Here is a 15,218-nt window from a genome sequence, read left to right as displayed (position 1 = left end):
ACTTATATAAATATAATACCATGCCAAGAAAAATCCCCACACCAAAAGCTTCCAAGCACAACAGAAAAGCCGCTGCCTCACAAGACAGCGGCCCTCAACTATTCATTTGATTTCAACGCATCAATCATGTTAATGTGCTTCAGCTTCACATGAGTTACTGCCATCACGATTAGCGTAAAGACAATTGTTAACCCACCGGAAACGACATAGGCCGTCCAATGAATCACTAACGGGAAGATGACATTTTCCATCGAAGCCTGCCGCAAGATGAAGGCGGTCAGAACAATCCCAACCCCATATCCCGCCACAATGCCTAACAGCGTAAAAATGATATTCTCCCGGAAGATATACATGGTCACTTCCTTATCAAAGAAGCCCAACACCTTAATCGTAGACAATTCCCGAATCCGCTCCGAAACATTGATGTTGGTTAAATTGTACAAGACCACAAAGGCCAGCAAGCCGGACAGGACGACGAAGATCAACACAATCGCATCCAAATTTGCCATCGAATCCTCTTGCGCCTCAATCTGTTGAGAGACAAACGAGGTATTTACCACTCGATCACTAGCCAGCAAATCCTCTGACAGTTGATTTTCCTGATCCTCACTCATCGTTTCCGTCCGTAAGAAATAGGCATTCGGCTGATACTCTTCGCCCCTGACCTCTTGGTAATAGTCTTGAGACAAATACAGGAAATTGCCTAAATAATTCTCCACAATATGGCTGATTTCCACCTGCAATGGCCGCTGTTCACTATCGTAAACCGTCACCTTATCGCCAACATTTAGACCAAATAATTCAGCCGCTTTTTCAGTAATCGCTGCTCCATCATCATCCAGAGCAACCTCTTGATCGTCTAAATTGTTCAAATGAACATAATCCGAAAACGCCTCAGCCTTCTCAGGCACCATCATGGTTAATTGCTGCGTCCCTTGTCCGCTTTGACGAATTTCTACTGACTCGTTGTAGCTTGGCAAGAAAGCCGTCACTGGGTCCTCACGATCGAAAATCGTTTCTACCGCTTCACGCTCTGCTAGATTATCGGCCTCGTCTGACAAGGTCACAATTCCCTGATAATCAATAATCGGGCCAAACTGCTTATCGGTCACTGAACTCAAAGAATCCTTCAAGCCCACACCAGCCACCATCAGCCCAGCACAGCCGGAAATTCCAATAATCGCCATCACCATTCTTGATTTGTAGCGCAGCAGATTCCGATAGCTGACCTTTTGATTAAAGCTCAAGCGGGACCACAACGGCTTAATGTATTCCAAGAAAATCCGTTTGCCTGGCTTCGGTGCTTTCGGCTGCAATAATTGCGCAGGCTTCTCCCGCAAATCCTTCATCAACACCAACAAAGCCGAACCAAGACTTGCCAAAACAAAGGCAATCGAGGCTTGAATAATTGGACGGGCCAAATAATAAATGTGCACCTGACTAAAATTGTAGCGGTCGCTGGACAGTACAAAGATAATCCGCGGCAATACTTCGGTACCGATCACACTGCCTAAAACAATTCCGATGGCCGCCGCCGACAAGGCATATATAAAATACTTTTTCGAAATTTCAAATTTGCTGTAGCCTAAGGCCTTCAACGTCCCAATTTCTCGCCGATTTTCCTCCACCATCCGCGTCATGGTAGTAAAGGTAATCAAGGCAGCAATGAAGAAAAAGAAGACGGGAAAGACATTGGCAATCGCGGCAATCCGTTCGGACAAATCTCCATACTCTTGAAAGCCAGGATTATCCGCGCGACGGTGGAAGGAATAACTAGGCTCCTTCAAATCCGCCAAGATTTGCTCCTGTTCAGCAATCTCCTCTTGGGCGTCGGTCAGCTGCTGGCGATTTTCGGTTATTTCCTCCTCTGCCGCAGCTAGCTGGGCCTGTTGTTCCGCAGGTAACCGAGATGCAAAAGCTTGTTGCTGCTGCAGTTGATTTTCTGCCTGCTCCAATTCTGCCAAGCCATCTTCAACCTTCGCCTTTTCCGGGTCCAGCTGCTCTTGGGCGTCTTGACGAATTTCTGTCAAACGCTCCTGCGGTCGATCAGCAAAAAGCTTCTCTATCTCTTCACGATTTTCCTCCATCGTATCTTCGTAGGCACTGCCATAGGTTTCCAACCCTTGCGTATTAGCAAAAGTCAGATACAAAATCCCATAAACCTCCGAAGTAAATTGCTCTTTGGGAACATAGGCGAAATAACTCACCTGACCATTTCCTACATTGGAAAGTCCCCGTTCACCGCTGCTGATAAACATTGGCGAATTCACAAAACCGACGATTTGGTAGCGCTCATCGGTTAATTGATCCGAATCTTTAATTTCATAAGCATCGCCGATTTGATAGCCGTCGTTTTCTGCCTGACTATCTAAAACAATTTCCTGCTTTTCTTTCGGCAGGCGACCTTCTGTCACGATCAGCTGATTTTGCTTCTGGTCTGAGTCATAGGAAAAGACCTGCACCACTTCGTTTTTGTCCGGATCAGCATAAAAGAATTGATACCCGGCTTCCACCTGGGCATCCGATATTTTTTCCGCCTGAGTGATGTCGTCTTCCGTCAAGCCGCCGGTTGAGACTACCTGCAAATCAGATAAATTATGCTCCTTCACGTAGCGACTAGCCGACGAATTCAAAATCGGGCCGGCTGCTTTAATTCCCACAAACAGCATCGTTCCCAGTAAAATGATCAAAATGATCGCAATAAATCGTCCTTTAGAATAGGCGATTTCTCGCAAACTGGCTTTTAAATAGGTTTTATTTTTCATTTAGCTTCACCTACCATGTAATCTCGTCAATCGAGATCGGTTCCTCATTGACCTCCACCGAACGAACCTTGGCATCGTTAATCCGAATCACCCGATCCGCCATTGGCGCCAACGCTGAATTATGAGTAATAATCAGCACTGTATTGCCTTGCTCGCGACTAGCATTTTGCAGCAGCTTCAAAATCTGCTTGCCCGTTTCAAAATCCAGCGCCCCCGTCGGCTCATCACATAACAGCAATTTAGGATTTTTCGCCAATGCTCGGGCGATCGACACCCGTTGCTGCTCGCCGCCTGATAATTGGGCGGGGAAATTATTCAGCCGATGATCCAGTCCTACCTGCTTCAGTACCTCTTCTGGGTCCAAAGCCTTCGGGGATACCTCAGTCGCCAGTTCAACATTTTCTTTGGTTGTCAGATTGGGCACTAAATTGTAAAACTGAAAAACAAAACCCACATCTTCCCGTCGATAAGCGGTTAATTGCTTGTCGTTAAATTGCGCAATATCGGTGCCGTCGATTAACACTTTGCCTTCGTCAGCGGCGTCCATTCCGCCTAAAATATTTAAAACTGTCGATTTGCCGGCACCACTGGGGCCTAAAATCACCGCCAGTTCACCTTTTTTTATGTTAAAAGAAAGATCGTCGTTGGCGGTAATCACCGATTCTCCCATTTGATAACGTTTGGATACATGCTGCACTTCTACATAATTCACTTGATGACCTCCATTGATCTGGTATTTGTCTTAAGTATAGCAATATTTGAAACAACAAGAAACAAATCTGAATAAGTACCTTTTCTAAACAGCTACCTCGATATCAAGTGATTTATTTTTCCAAAACCAGGAAAAACAAGTCTGATCCTCGTACGTCTACCATTCCACTAAAAAACACGAATCATATTTATCTGGTCATTCATCAAGTTTCTTTCTTACTATACAAACTACAAAAAGTGGAACTGGCAAAAAATACGGTTCCCTGACTTTCGTTGGGAAACCGTATTTATTGTGTATTAATTGCCCAATAGTTCTTTTAGCTTCGCCCGGGCGTCATTGTCGTTGGAAATCGCAAAGGTCTTGGTTGGAGCATACTTTCCTTTTGTTCCGTCATCATCAAGTTCGCCGAACAATCCACCCAATTGAGCCTCGTTGTCAGGTGTGTAGATGTACTCATAAACCTGTCCATTGTCACCCAACAGGTAAACGTGGACCGGCTGTGAACGATCTAAATTGATATAATAATTCTCTGCCGTACTGCTGCCTTCCGCCTTTTGGTCTAAGCCCACCGTTCCATCCAAAGAAGTGTAGAAGACACAGCCGCCTACATTGTGAAGATCAAAAGCAGCTGCACCAGGGTGACCATTATCCTGCATATGGATATCGCCGTCAATCGTCTGGGCATACCAATCACCAATTCCCGCTGCGCCATGAGTGAAGTAACGGCTTGACACTGCCATTCCTCCGGCTGCTCCTCGTTCTACTGCCCAGTCTAAAAAGGCTTGATTGATCTCTAGATGACTTTTTGCTGTTGACTTACTAGCCTGAGGAGTTGCTTGATACCCTTTCGTATTAGCGACAATCGCCGCAAAACCATTTTTGAGATCCTGATTTTCTGTCTCTTCAAAATAAAGCAGATTTTCACTGTTGCCTTGATTTTGCATCGTGACATAGACCTTCGGCTGGCCTTGATCAACCACAAACAGGTAAAGATGCTTATTCATATACCCGCTGTGGGCTGCATCCGAATAGACCGCAACTAAATGCCTTCCCTGATTACTAGTAACATTTTTTTCTAAAGCTAGATTGGCTTTCTTCCCGTCGATTGCCGCTCGTTCCAAGGCTTGATTGGGAATACTCATCCCATAAAAATCTCCGGTAGCACCATTTGAATAATTTTCATATTGCTGGCCCATGCCAGAACCCCATTGAGCCATGAAACCTTCTAACGCTTGGCCTTTTTCAGCATTCCAAAGGCTGGTGGTACTTGGGGTCGCTTTCGACGAAGATTCCGTACTTTCCTCCGGCTGGCTGTCACCAGACTCCCACTGCTCCTGCTGCTTCTTGCGAGCATCTTGGTAAATATCCTCTAATTCTTTATGAACGATCACTTCTTCACTTTTACGCAAATCTGAAGAACCCAATCGTTCGATGACCTTTTTATAATTTTCATCATCCATTAGTTTATTCACGGTTATCAATAAGTTAACCCCAGCCTTGTCATCCTCGACCAGCTGCTTGTCTTGCTTCGTATCAACAGCCAGCGCTTTGTCGTATTCCTCAATCGCTCCTGGATAATCTTTTTCCTTCACCAGCTTTTCCGCCTGCGTTACATATTTTTCAAAGGTTTGACTGTCGTCAGTTCCTGTTGATTTTGTCGTGCACCCTGCCAGTAAAAATAAGACACTGGCAATTATTACCATCACTCGTTTCATCTTGATCGCCTCCGCCCCTATTGTCTCAAAAAGTCGAAAGGAAGACAATAAAAAAAAGAAAGCCGCAAGGGCCTTCTTCATTGTATTCTTAGTTTTTAAAGGAATGAATTGGTGCTGGAATCCGTCCGCCGCGGGCGATAAAATCTGTTGAAGCTGCTGGGTTCACCTTCATTACTGGCGCACGACCTAATAATCCGCCGAATTCAACGGTATCGCCGATCTTGCTGCCTGCTGCTGGAATAATCCGAACAGCGGTTGTTTTGTGGTTAATCACACCAATTGCTGCTTCGTCCGCGATCATCGCTGAAATGCTTGCTGCCGGCGTATCGCCTGGAATAGCGATCATATCCAAACCAACCGAACAAATTGCTGTCATAGCTTCCAATTTTTCAAGATTCAATGAGCCGTTGTTAACAGCATCGATCATACCTGCGTCTTCGGAAACTGGGATGAATGCGCCGGATAAACCACCGACATGGTTGCAGGCCATTACGCCGCCTTTTTTAACCGCATCGTTTAACAAGGCCAAGGCAGCAGTTGTTCCGTGGGTACCTACAGTTTCTAAGCCCATTTCTTCCAATACGTGAGCAACTGAGTCGCCGACTGCTGGAGTTGGTGCCAAGGACAAATCGACAATCCCGAAAGGCACATCCAAGCGCTCTGAAGCTGCCCGACCAACTAATTGACCCATGCGGGTAATCTTGAAAGCAGTTTGCTTCACAACTTCTGCGACTACGTCAAAAGGTTCACCTTTGACTTTTTCCAACGCACGCTTCACCACACCTGGTCCGCTGACGCCGACATTGATGATGCAATCAGCTTCACCGACACCGTGGAAAGCCCCGGCCATGAATGGGTTATCTTCTACCGCATTAGCAAATACGACTAATTTGGCACAACCTAAATCAGAAGCTGCCGCTGTTTTCTTGATAATTTCGCCCATGTGTCCAACTGCGTCCATATTGATTCCGGCTTTGGTGGAACCAATATTGACCGAAGAACACACGAAATCAGTTTCTGCTAAAGCTTGCGGGATCGAATCGATTAAAATCCGGTCGCCTTTTTGGTAGCCTTTTTCTACTAAAGCAGTAAAACCGCCGATGAAATCCACACCAACTTCTTTCGCTGCCTTGTCTAAGGTTTTAGCATATTTCACGTAATCAGTTTCGTCACTGGCAGCACCAATAATAGCAATCGGTGTCACCGAAATTCGTTTATTAATAATCGGAATACCATATTCAGATGCAATGGCTTCCCCGACTTTTACTAAGTCTTTAGCTTTAGTGGTAATTTTTTGATAGATTTTTTCACAGGCCTTGTCGCTGTCGCTGTCGATACAATCCAACAACGAAATCCCCATCGTAATGGTCCGAATATCAAGATTTTCTTCTTCGATCATTCGAATGGTTTCTAAAATTTGATTGGTTTCCATGTAGCCCCTCCTGTTTTCAATGAAAAACGATTTTCCTATAATTTGTGCATTGCGTCAAAAATTTCTTGGTTTTGAACGCTGATTTTCACGCCTAATTCTTTGCCTAACTGATTCAATTCTTCGCGAACGTTGTCAAACTCCTGATTCGCATTAGCTAAATCGGTTAACATCATCATAGTAAAATAATCATCCATGATCGTTTGAGATACATCTAAAATATTCACTTCAAGCTCAGCCAATTTTTGACTGACACCTGCAATAATTCCAACTTTGTCTTTTCCAATAACGGTTACGATGCCGCGCATAATAATCCCTCCAAATTGATTTTTCTCATTATAGCATAATCTTTAGATGTACATGAGGGAATAATGAATCTTTTTTCATTCAGTTTGCAAAAACGTTCGCCTTTTCCTTTTCAACCGAGAAACTAGCTTTTTCGCCGTCGCTCTTTTATTATAGAAGAAAAGGAACGGGGGGAACAAAATGGATTTACTAAAACAATTATTAAGCCATACTTCAGTTCGTAAATTTGCCAAGGACAAGCTGTCACCTAGGCTAAAGAATCAACTGCTTTGCGCTGCTCAAAGCGGCAGCAGCTCCAACTTTGTCCAAGCCTATTCAATTATCGAAGTAACTGATCCGCAAAAATTAGCAGCCATTGAAAAGCTGGCTAATGGTTTTGGCTACATTAAAGATGCGGGCGCTTTCTATGTCTTTGTGGCCGATTTAAATAAACACGCCCAAATTCTAACCCAGCACCAGCAGCCGTTAGAGGCACTTAAAAATGAGGAATCCTTTATTGTTTCAGTGGTGGATACCACGATTGCCGCACAAACGATGGCGGTGTATGCTGAATCGGTCGGGCTAGGCATTTGCTACATCGGCGGCATCCGCAACGATTTGTTCAAAATGGCTGAGCTGTTAGAGCTGCCTGAGTACACGTTTCCGCTGTTTGGACTGTCGGTGGGCTATCCTGCTGGAAAGAATGAAGTTAAGCCACGACTGCCGGTGGAAGACATTCAGCACACCGATAGCTATCAGCCGTTAAGCTCCCAACAAATTGACGCCTATGATCAACTAATGGAAGACTACTATGCCGGACGTACTACCAACGCAGCTGATGCCGACTGGTCGAAAAAAATGCTGGCCCACTTCCATGAACCCCGCCGCACCCACACAACTGAATTCCTAAAAAAACAAGGCTTTGAATTTTAAGCCTTGTTTAGGATCGTAACTATTGTTGGAGTCAGGAGCACATCCTGATTCCATTTTTTATTCAGGCACAATCGCAAAGGCCCGAATGGTAAAGCCGGGAGCTCCTTTAACCTTAGGCACCCCCAAGAAAATCGCCCCACCAGTTGCCGGAACTTCCGTTAAATTGGTCAAAACTTCCACTTGGAATTTGTTTTGCGACAACCAATACAACTCGCCGATTAAACCATTATTTTTCGTGCAATCCATCGCCGTATCAGTATCCAACGTTTCATGCCCAATCGCCGTCACATTACGTTTTTCATGCAAGAACTTCAAGGCATCCAACGACCACCCCGGTGTATGGGCCTGCCCCGCTTCATCCAAATTGTAATAGGCATCATGATCGTGCCAATGCTTCGACCAGCCGCTGGCAAAAGCCACAAAGCTGCCAGCCGCAATCTCCCCGTGCTCTTTTTCAAATGCTTCGATATCCTCCACCGATACGCAATAATCCGGATTCTCAGCCACTTCGTCTTCCTTGTGAATCACTACCAGCGGCAAAATAAATTGCTGCATATCCAACTGTTCCAAATGATCCTTACCCGCCGCAAAGTGAATCGGCGCATCAATATGGGTCCCGTATTGCGTCACCACGTGATATTCTTTGGCGAAAAAACCATCCGCCTCCAAGGTACACAAGGTTTCCTCCGTTAAAGGTCTAAAGGATTGAAAATAAGGAATTTCCGCTGAAACCGTATGAGTCAAATCAATCCATTTTTGCTGCTGTAAAAACGCGATGCTCTCTGTAATCTTACTCATGCCAAAACCTCCATGAAACGTTTTCTTTTAACGATACCAACAATAAGACTCAGGTGTCAATAGCCCGTTGCAGTTATCAAAATAAACAATGGATGAAATACACGGCATAAAAAATAGCCCGACAAAAATATTGCCGGGACTATGAATCACTTTTTAAGCGTTCTTTAGAACAATTTTTCCTCTAGCATGATGGGTTTCGCTCAATTCATGCGCCGCTTTCACACCTTCAGCCGTTAACGGGAAGGTTTCGCCAACAATACTTTTAATCTTGCCGGCTTCAAGCCAATCAGCCATTTCCTGTAATTGTTGGCCGTTGGGGTTTAACCAAATGCTTTTCGCTAATAAAATATTGTATTTCTTAGCTAAATCCAGATTTGGTTCGCCGACAATCGAAATCAGACGTCCGGTTTCCGGCTTCAACACGCGGAAGCTTTTCTCCTGAATCTCTCCGCCCATCGTATCAAAGACTAGATCAATGCCAGATAATACTTCGGAAAAATCAGTGGATCGATAATCAATCACTTGATCGGCTCCCAGTTCTTCCAGAAACTCACGATTTTTTTCACTGGCAGTCGTGATCACTTCAGCACCGATATTTTTGGCTAATTGAATCGCGTACATACCGACACCGCCGGCACCTGCGTGAATTAGTACTTTCTCGCCAGCTTTTAAATGCCCATGAGTGAATAAGGCTTGATAAGCTGTCAATCCAGCCAACGGCACAGCTGCCGCTTCTTCAAAGGAAATGTTTTCTGGTTTAGTTGCTAATAAATGGTCATCGACAATGGCGTAGTCCGCATAGGTGCCAAAACGAGTTGTTTCAGGTCGTGCGAAAACGCGATCGCCTACCTGCCAATCGGTCACTTTGGAACCAGTTTCCACAATTTCACCCGCTGCATCCCAGCCTAAAATAATCGGAAATTCCCAAGGCATCATTTGGCTCAAATAGCCTTCTCGTAATTTCCAGTCAATCGGGTTGACTGAGGTAGCATGAATTTTGACTAACACTTGCTTTTCGCCTAACTCAGGCAGCTCCACTGTTTCTTCGGTTAATTGATCGGCTCCGCCGTATTGGTTGATTACAATTGCTCTGGTTTTCATAAGTAAATCCCTCCGTGGCTTCATTATAGGAGGTTTCTACTAAAGTTGAAACTAATCTGTTTGCCGGTCTTCTGCCTGAAACAATTTTGACTCGCTAAGGTAGGTATCGGGATATTTCTGATTCAAGTACTTTAAATACGGCAGGGCTTCATCGTGAGTCTCGCTGATTTGGATCAACTTCTCGTAGAAGCTTGCCCGTTCTTCTATCGTGGCAGACTTTTTGAAATATCCCCAGACATGTTCATAAGCATTGCGCATCGCCTTCGGATTAGGCGGCAACTGCTGAACCTGCTGCAAGGTTTCGTAGAATTGCTTTTCCTTTTCTTCACTCCATTGATTGCCGGAAAACAATTTCCGCAAGGCCAGGTATTCCTTTTGCGAACGCGCCATCACAAAATATTTCCAACGAGCCCACTCTTTTTGTGCTTCCTTCTGATTCATTTTTCCACCTGCTTTGCAAAATAGTGTTTACAGGCATAACGATAATTTTCCACAAAAAAAGCAAAAGCCTCTTGGGCGATCACCGTATTCGGTTTGACTTGCGAAAACCCGTGATAGGCTCCTTCATAAACTTTAAAGTTCACAGGAACCCCCGCAGCTTCTAAGTTTTTCACATATTGGCGTGTTTCATCATAAAAGGGTTCGATATCCCCTACATAAGTACCGGCTGGCGGCAATCCGCTGTAGTCCGTTGCTTGTGCTGGCGAGGCATAGATAGGAATCTCCACTAACTTGCCTAAATACAGCTCCCAAGCGATCTGATTCGCTCGCGTATTCCATACCGGCGCATGATTATTTCTAGAAGACTCAGTGACCATTCGATTATCCAACATCGGATACAACGGCATTTGATAAGCTAGCTGGATTTCCTGTTTGTCTCGTGCCATCATCGCCACAGACACCGCTAAGCCGCCGCCAGCACTGTTCCCGCCTACCATTAACTGGTCCGAACGACACCCATAGGCTGCTCCATGTTCCTTCAGCCATTCCAAGGCTAAATAGCTGTCATCTAAGGCAGCCGGATATGGCGCATCAACACTGCGGCGATAATCTGGCGCCACAATCGTACAAGGCCGCGCCGACATCAAGGCCTCATAGGTTCGTTCATCCATTTCGGGAATTCCCATCGAATAGCCGCCACCATGAAGCCATAGGATTCCTGGTGTGTTGGTAGCAGGTTCTTTACTGCGGTAAATACAAAGACGCAGCTGACTGCCATTAGGGCGAGAAATAAATTTTTCTTCATAGCGAAGTTTTTGACTCTTTACTTGACCGCCAAGTGTACGATAAAGAAAACTATTGGCTAATTTGGATAAAGTCTTGCTATACAAATAAGGAAACATTTTAAATAGAAGATTTCCTTTCAATTCAGGGGCAATTTCTTTTGGATTTGTCATAGGATCACCTCATTCTAAGGGTAGCATAATTGAATTCGGAACAACAGTCGGAAGGAAAGAATCCAATCGGTTGTATGGAATTTCACATTATTTAAGGTAGCCAGCTCAGCTTAATTGCACTCGCCTATGATATGTGATACGATTTAGCGGGGTTTTCCCAAAAATAAAAATCAGAGTAGAGAATAAAGCGTTAAGTGCTGGAAGGATGGGATGTTGCCTGCTGGACGAAAGACTTCGGTCTGCGGTTTTATTTTCGCATTCGCTGCATGAAGATGTAGCAGCTCTTAAAGGAGATGCTAGAAATGAAGAAAAAATTGGATGCTCGGAGCATCACCACTATGGCATTACTGATTGCCATGATGGTCACCCTGTCTCGCGTATTAGGTATCGAGACACAGTTTTTAAAGGTAAGCTTCACCTTTGTCCCTGAAATTATCATGGGCATGCTGTTTGGTCCCTTTTGGACAGGCATAGGAATGGTGGTTGCGGATTTTGTCGGAATGGCGCTTTTGCCAAAGGCACCGTATTTCATCGGCTTTACCTTGAATGCCTTTATCACAGGAACGATTTACGGCTTTTTCTTTTACAAAAAAGAAATTACCTGGAAAAATTCAATCCAATCCGTCCTGTTGATTACCATTTTAATTAACTTGATACTGACACCCTTGTGGCTATCAATTATGTACAATGTTCCGCTGGACAGCTGGATCATTTGGGCGCCACGCTTAATTAAAGCCGTTGTTTGGGTACCGGTTCAAAGCATCATTACCTATTTCTTAGGTACTGTTTTGCCCTATAAACGCTGGGTTACCCATTTTAATACACACTAAAAGAAAGGCTGCGCAAACTTGCTCAGCTTTGGAATGCTAAGAATAAATTCGACAAATTAAAATAAGGATCAGCCATTCAAATCCCAATGGCTGATCCTTTTATTGTGCTTATTTGCCTGCGCGTTTTGCGTAGGTACCTTCTTGGGTATTGATTTCTAATAGTTCGCCTGCTTCAACAAAGTCAGGAACGTTGACTACTAAGCCAGTTTCCATTGTTGCTGGTTTACCAGAACCAGTTACTGTCGCACCTTTGATGGATGGTTGGGTTTCAACCACACGCAGAACAACAGATGTTGGTAAAGTTACACCAATAACTTCGGTACCGTAAAACTGAATTTTTACTTCCATGTTTTCCAACAAGTATTTCATTTCTTGTTCGATTGAAGGGATTGGCAATTCATATTGTTCATAAGTTTCCAAATCCATAAAAATCGCCATGTCGTCTTGGCTGTACAAGTACTGTACAGGTTTTGTTTCCATCATAGCTTTTTCGAATTTTTCGTCAGGACGCAACGTTGTATCATAAGTTGCTCCAGTACGAACATCGCGTAATTTCATACGCATTACTGTATTTCCTTTACCAGGCTTATGGTGGCTGGCTTCTAGTACTTTAATTAATTTGCCGTCTTGAATAAATGTCATACCGGCACGTAAATCGCTTGCTGAGATCATTAAAAAACACTCCTTCTATAATTACATCTTGTCTATTGTAGCAAATATGTCGCTTACTTACTAGGTAAAAATACGTTTTCTTTTTTACGGCCATTCAATACTCACCCTATGAAAACAAGGCCTGACTGTTTCCTTTAAAATTTTCATAAAAAAAAGGCCGTCCCACATCATTTTTCCAATTTAAAATTTTTTTATGCTATCTTGGATTCTGTATAAGATCTTTATGGAAAGCAGGAACTATTTTGAAGCAAACAGGTTTAACAGAAACAGAGGTCCAGCAGCGCAAAGAACAAGGGCTGCAAAACAACTACGAAGAAAATGCCACGAAATCCACCAAGGCTATTTTTTACGATAATATCGTAACGCTTTTCAACTTTCTTAACTTAATCATTGGTATCTGCCTGTTTTTAGTCGGTGCCTATTCTAACATGTTTTACCTAGTCATTATTTTAATGAACATCTCCATTGGGATTTATCAAGAAATTCACGCCCGAAACCTAGTGCAAAAGCTCTCTATCGTCAACCAGCAAAAGGTGAATGTCATCCGCGATGGACAAGAACAATCCATCAACTCCACTGACTTAGTGGTAGATGACACGGTGATTGTCCATGCCGGCGAACAGATTTCCTCTGACATGGAAGTTCTTTCCGGCTTTGCGGAAGTCAACGAAGCCATGCTGACGGGGGAATCGGATCTAATCAGCAAAACTACCGGCGCTGAACTATTATCCGGCAGCTTTTTAACTAGCGGTGAAGTGGTGGCTAAAGTCGTTCACGTAGGTGCTGATAACTATGCCACGAAATTAGCCAGCGAAGCTAAAGTCCACAAACCCTTCAATTCAGAGTTAGTACGGGCCATCCGCAAGGTGTCTAAATTTACCAGCTTTATCATTATTCCTTTTGGAATTCTGCTGTTCTTAGAAGCTTTCTTCTTCCGCACCAGCGGCATCAAGGCATCCGTAGTGGTTTCGGCCGCGGCTGTTTTAGGCATGCTGCCAAAAGGCTTAGTGCTGTTAATTAGTATCGCCTTAACAACTGGTGTAACTAAACTGGCGAAAAAACGCATCTTAGTTCAAGACATGTATTCAATTGAAACACTGGCTCATGTTGACACACTTTGCCTGGACAAAACGGGAACTATCACTGAAGGAAACATGCGGGTAACAACGGTTCATCCGATGACGACTAACGTGGATCTCGCAGCTGTGATCGGCAGCTATTTAGCACAAAGCGCTGATAGCAATGTAACTATGCAGGCATTACGGGAGCATTTTCCAGAAGCTGATCAGTATCATAGCCTAGATGTTTTACCCTTTTCTTCCGATCGTAAATGGGGCGCCATGGCTTTAGCCGATTTCGGCGTTGTCTACTTAGGTGCGCCAGAGAAATTGATGCCTGCCAACAAGCTGCCGCAACAGGTTGCTTTGGCTCAAGAAGAAGGCATGCGGGTTTTACTTTTAGCTACAGCGGAAGGCGAAACAGTTCCTGAAGAAAAAGGTGAATTAACGCCTTTAGCAGTGATCGAAATTGAAGACATTATCCGCCGCAATGCCGAAGAGACTTTGGCTTACCTGTACAACGAAGGCGTCGATCTGAAGGTAATCTCTGGGGACAATCCAGTAACTGTTTCCAATATCGCTCGTCGCGCCGGCCTGCCAAATTATGAACGCTACATTGACTTGGCAACCTGTGACACCGATGAAGAAGTGATGGCCGCCGCCCAAAAATATACCGTTTTTGGCCGTGTAGCTCCTCACCAGAAAAAATTGCTGGTTCAAGCTTTACAAAACGAAGGTCGAACCGTTGCAATGACCGGCGATGGTGTCAATGATGTACTGGCTCTTCGTGAAGCTGATGTTAGCATTGCAATGGCTGATGGCGATGATGCAACCCGCCAAATTGCCAATCTGGTTTTACTGGATTCTGATTTTACTTCGTTACCCGAAGTTGTGTTTGAAGGACGCCGAGTAGTCAACAACGTGACCAAAGTATCAGGAATCTTCTTTATTAAGACGATCTATTCCTTCCTGCTGTCGGTCATTTGTCTATTAACGGCGACTGCGTTTCCTTTTATTCCGATTCAAATTACTTTAATTGATTTGGCGATTGAAGGCTATCCATCCTTCTTCTTGTCTTTTGAAGGCAATAATAACCGAATCAAAGGGAAATTCCTGCCCACCGCATTACGGGCGGCCGCACCGAACGCTTTGTTGGTAGTGGTTAATGTATTAGTTGTTTCTTTCCTTGCCCGCAGCAACGGCTGGGCTCAAATCGATACAACGACGTTAATGTACTATCTATTGATCGGTATCAGCTGTTTAGCCGTAGTTAAAGCTTGCTTGCCATTAAATCCGTTACGCATCTTTTTGATTGTAACTACGATTGGCGGTATTTATGTAGCAGCTATGCTGTTCCATTCTATTTTGGAAATCAGTCTGCTCCACGCCGGTTCTTTCGCGGTCTTTGTCGGCATGATGATCTTAAACGCCCTTGCGTATATTTTCTTAACGAAGACACTGCCAACACCGCCGATGCACAAAAAACAAGCTGACGCAAAATTCTTTCACTAGAATTTTGCATC

General features: G+C 44.3%; 13 protein-coding genes and 1 riboswitch. Of the genes, 3 read left to right on the top strand and 10 right to left on the bottom strand.

Going from position 1 to position 15,218, the window contains the following annotated elements; translation table 11 throughout:
* Window positions 1–98 precede the first annotated feature (98 nt).
* The 5 genes from JZO70_RS15585 to JZO70_RS15565 all read right to left on the bottom strand — a co-directional run bounded on the left by JZO70_RS15585 (window position 99) and on the right by JZO70_RS15565 (window position 6,929).
* On the bottom strand, window positions 99–2,765 hold the full coding sequence (locus JZO70_RS15585; protein ID WP_207674590.1) for an ABC transporter permease: 2,667 nt from the start codon (window positions 2,763–2,765) through the stop codon (window positions 99–101).
* A gap of 10 nt (window positions 2,766–2,775) precedes the next feature.
* On the bottom strand, window positions 2,776–3,477 hold the full coding sequence (locus JZO70_RS15580) for an ATP-binding cassette domain-containing protein (protein WP_207674589.1): 702 nt from the start codon (window positions 3,475–3,477) through the stop codon (window positions 2,776–2,778).
* Window positions 3,478–3,773: 296 nt separating this feature from the next.
* On the bottom strand, window positions 3,774–5,192 hold the full coding sequence (locus JZO70_RS15575; protein ID WP_207674588.1) for a DUF4767 domain-containing protein: 1,419 nt from the start codon (window positions 5,190–5,192) through the stop codon (window positions 3,774–3,776).
* 88 nt (window positions 5,193–5,280) lie between these two features.
* Window positions 5,281–6,624, bottom strand: a complete 1,344-nt coding sequence (locus JZO70_RS15570) for a PFL family protein (RefSeq protein ID WP_207674587.1) — start codon at window positions 6,622–6,624, stop codon at window positions 5,281–5,283.
* Window positions 6,625–6,659: 35 nt separating this feature from the next.
* On the bottom strand, window positions 6,660–6,929 hold the full coding sequence (locus tag JZO70_RS15565) for an ACT domain-containing protein (protein ID WP_207674586.1): 270 nt from the start codon (window positions 6,927–6,929) through the stop codon (window positions 6,660–6,662).
* Window positions 6,930–7,107: 178 nt separating this feature from the next.
* On the opposite strand from JZO70_RS15565, the gene nfsA reads away from it, so the two are divergent.
* On the top strand, window positions 7,108–7,839 hold the full coding sequence (nfsA, locus tag JZO70_RS15560; protein WP_207674585.1) for an oxygen-insensitive NADPH nitroreductase: 732 nt from the start codon (window positions 7,108–7,110) through the stop codon (window positions 7,837–7,839).
* A 57-nt stretch (window positions 7,840–7,896) separates the two neighbouring features.
* On the opposite strand, the gene JZO70_RS15555 is transcribed toward nfsA, so the two are convergent.
* The 4 genes from JZO70_RS15555 to JZO70_RS15540 form a co-directional block, all read right to left on the bottom strand.
* Window positions 7,897–8,637 carry a cyclase family protein gene (locus JZO70_RS15555; RefSeq protein WP_207674584.1) on the bottom strand — a complete coding sequence of 247 codons (741 nt, stop codon included), beginning with the start codon at window positions 8,635–8,637 and terminating at the stop codon, window positions 7,897–7,899.
* Window positions 8,638–8,790: 153 nt separating this feature from the next.
* Complete coding sequence (locus tag JZO70_RS15550; RefSeq protein ID WP_207674583.1) at window positions 8,791–9,738, bottom strand: NADP-dependent oxidoreductase; 948 nt, start codon at window positions 9,736–9,738, stop codon at window positions 8,791–8,793.
* Between the two features lie 51 nt (window positions 9,739–9,789).
* Window positions 9,790–10,179: a YbgA family protein gene (locus JZO70_RS15545; protein WP_207674582.1), complete on the bottom strand. Its 390-nt coding sequence runs from the start codon at window positions 10,177–10,179 to the stop codon at window positions 9,790–9,792.
* On the bottom strand, window positions 10,176–11,135 hold the full coding sequence (locus tag JZO70_RS15540; protein WP_207674581.1) for an alpha/beta hydrolase: 960 nt from the start codon (window positions 11,133–11,135) through the stop codon (window positions 10,176–10,178). The genes JZO70_RS15545 and JZO70_RS15540 overlap by 4 nt, the downstream gene beginning before the upstream one ends.
* 169 nt (window positions 11,136–11,304) lie before the next feature.
* Window positions 11,305–11,402: riboswitch (THF riboswitch) on the top strand.
* 35 nt (window positions 11,403–11,437) lie between these two features.
* Here JZO70_RS15540 and JZO70_RS15535 point away from each other — a divergent pair.
* Window positions 11,438–11,965, top strand: coding sequence for a folate family ECF transporter S component (locus JZO70_RS15535; protein ID WP_207674580.1), 528 nt, complete (start codon window positions 11,438–11,440; stop codon window positions 11,963–11,965).
* Window positions 11,966–12,073: 108 nt separating this feature from the next.
* Here JZO70_RS15535 and efp read toward each other — a convergent pair whose 3' ends face one another.
* Complete coding sequence (gene efp / locus JZO70_RS15530; protein ID WP_207674579.1) at window positions 12,074–12,637, bottom strand: elongation factor P; 564 nt, start codon at window positions 12,635–12,637, stop codon at window positions 12,074–12,076.
* Between the two features lie 239 nt (window positions 12,638–12,876).
* On the opposite strand from efp, the gene JZO70_RS15525 reads away from it, so the two are divergent.
* On the top strand, window positions 12,877–15,207 hold the full coding sequence (locus tag JZO70_RS15525; protein ID WP_207674695.1) for an HAD-IC family P-type ATPase: 2,331 nt from the start codon (window positions 12,877–12,879) through the stop codon (window positions 15,205–15,207).
* Window positions 15,208–15,218 lie beyond the last annotated feature (11 nt).

It is taken from the genome of Candidatus Enterococcus moelleringii, from assembly GCF_017377575.1.
GTDB lineage: Bacteria > Bacillota > Bacilli > Lactobacillales > Enterococcaceae > Enterococcus_A > Enterococcus_A moelleringii.
The sequence above is the reverse complement of the archived record's forward strand: the minus strand, read 5'-3'. Positions and strand labels throughout refer to the sequence as shown.

What these genes read in the sequence shown, in the direction of transcription:
- JZO70_RS15550 (WP_207674583.1), bottom strand. Translation starts at nt 9,738, where the DNA reads ATGAAAACCAGAGCAATTGTAATCAACCAATACGGCGGAGCCGATCAA.
- JZO70_RS15535 (WP_207674580.1), top strand. Translation starts at nt 11,438, where the DNA reads ATGAAGAAAAAATTGGATGCTCGGAGCATCACCACTATGGCATTACTG.
- efp (WP_207674579.1), bottom strand. Translation starts at nt 12,637, where the DNA reads ATGATCTCAGCAAGCGATTTACGTGCCGGTATGACATTTATTCAAGAC.
- JZO70_RS15565 (WP_207674586.1), bottom strand. Translation starts at nt 6,929, where the DNA reads ATGCGCGGCATCGTAACCGTTATTGGAAAAGACAAAGTTGGAATTATT.
- JZO70_RS15540 (WP_207674581.1), bottom strand. Translation starts at nt 11,135, where the DNA reads ATGACAAATCCAAAAGAAATTGCCCCTGAATTGAAAGGAAATCTTCTA.
- JZO70_RS15570 (WP_207674587.1), bottom strand. Translation starts at nt 6,624, where the DNA reads ATGGAAACCAATCAAATTTTAGAAACCATTCGAATGATCGAAGAAGAA.
- JZO70_RS15585 (WP_207674590.1), bottom strand. Translation starts at nt 2,765, where the DNA reads ATGAAAAATAAAACCTATTTAAAAGCCAGTTTGCGAGAAATCGCCTAT.
- nfsA (WP_207674585.1), top strand. Translation starts at nt 7,108, where the DNA reads ATGGATTTACTAAAACAATTATTAAGCCATACTTCAGTTCGTAAATTT.
- JZO70_RS15575 (WP_207674588.1), bottom strand. Translation starts at nt 5,192, where the DNA reads ATGAAACGAGTGATGGTAATAATTGCCAGTGTCTTATTTTTACTGGCA.
- JZO70_RS15555 (WP_207674584.1), bottom strand. Translation starts at nt 8,637, where the DNA reads ATGAGTAAGATTACAGAGAGCATCGCGTTTTTACAGCAGCAAAAATGG.
- JZO70_RS15545 (WP_207674582.1), bottom strand. Translation starts at nt 10,179, where the DNA reads ATGAATCAGAAGGAAGCACAAAAAGAGTGGGCTCGTTGGAAATATTTT.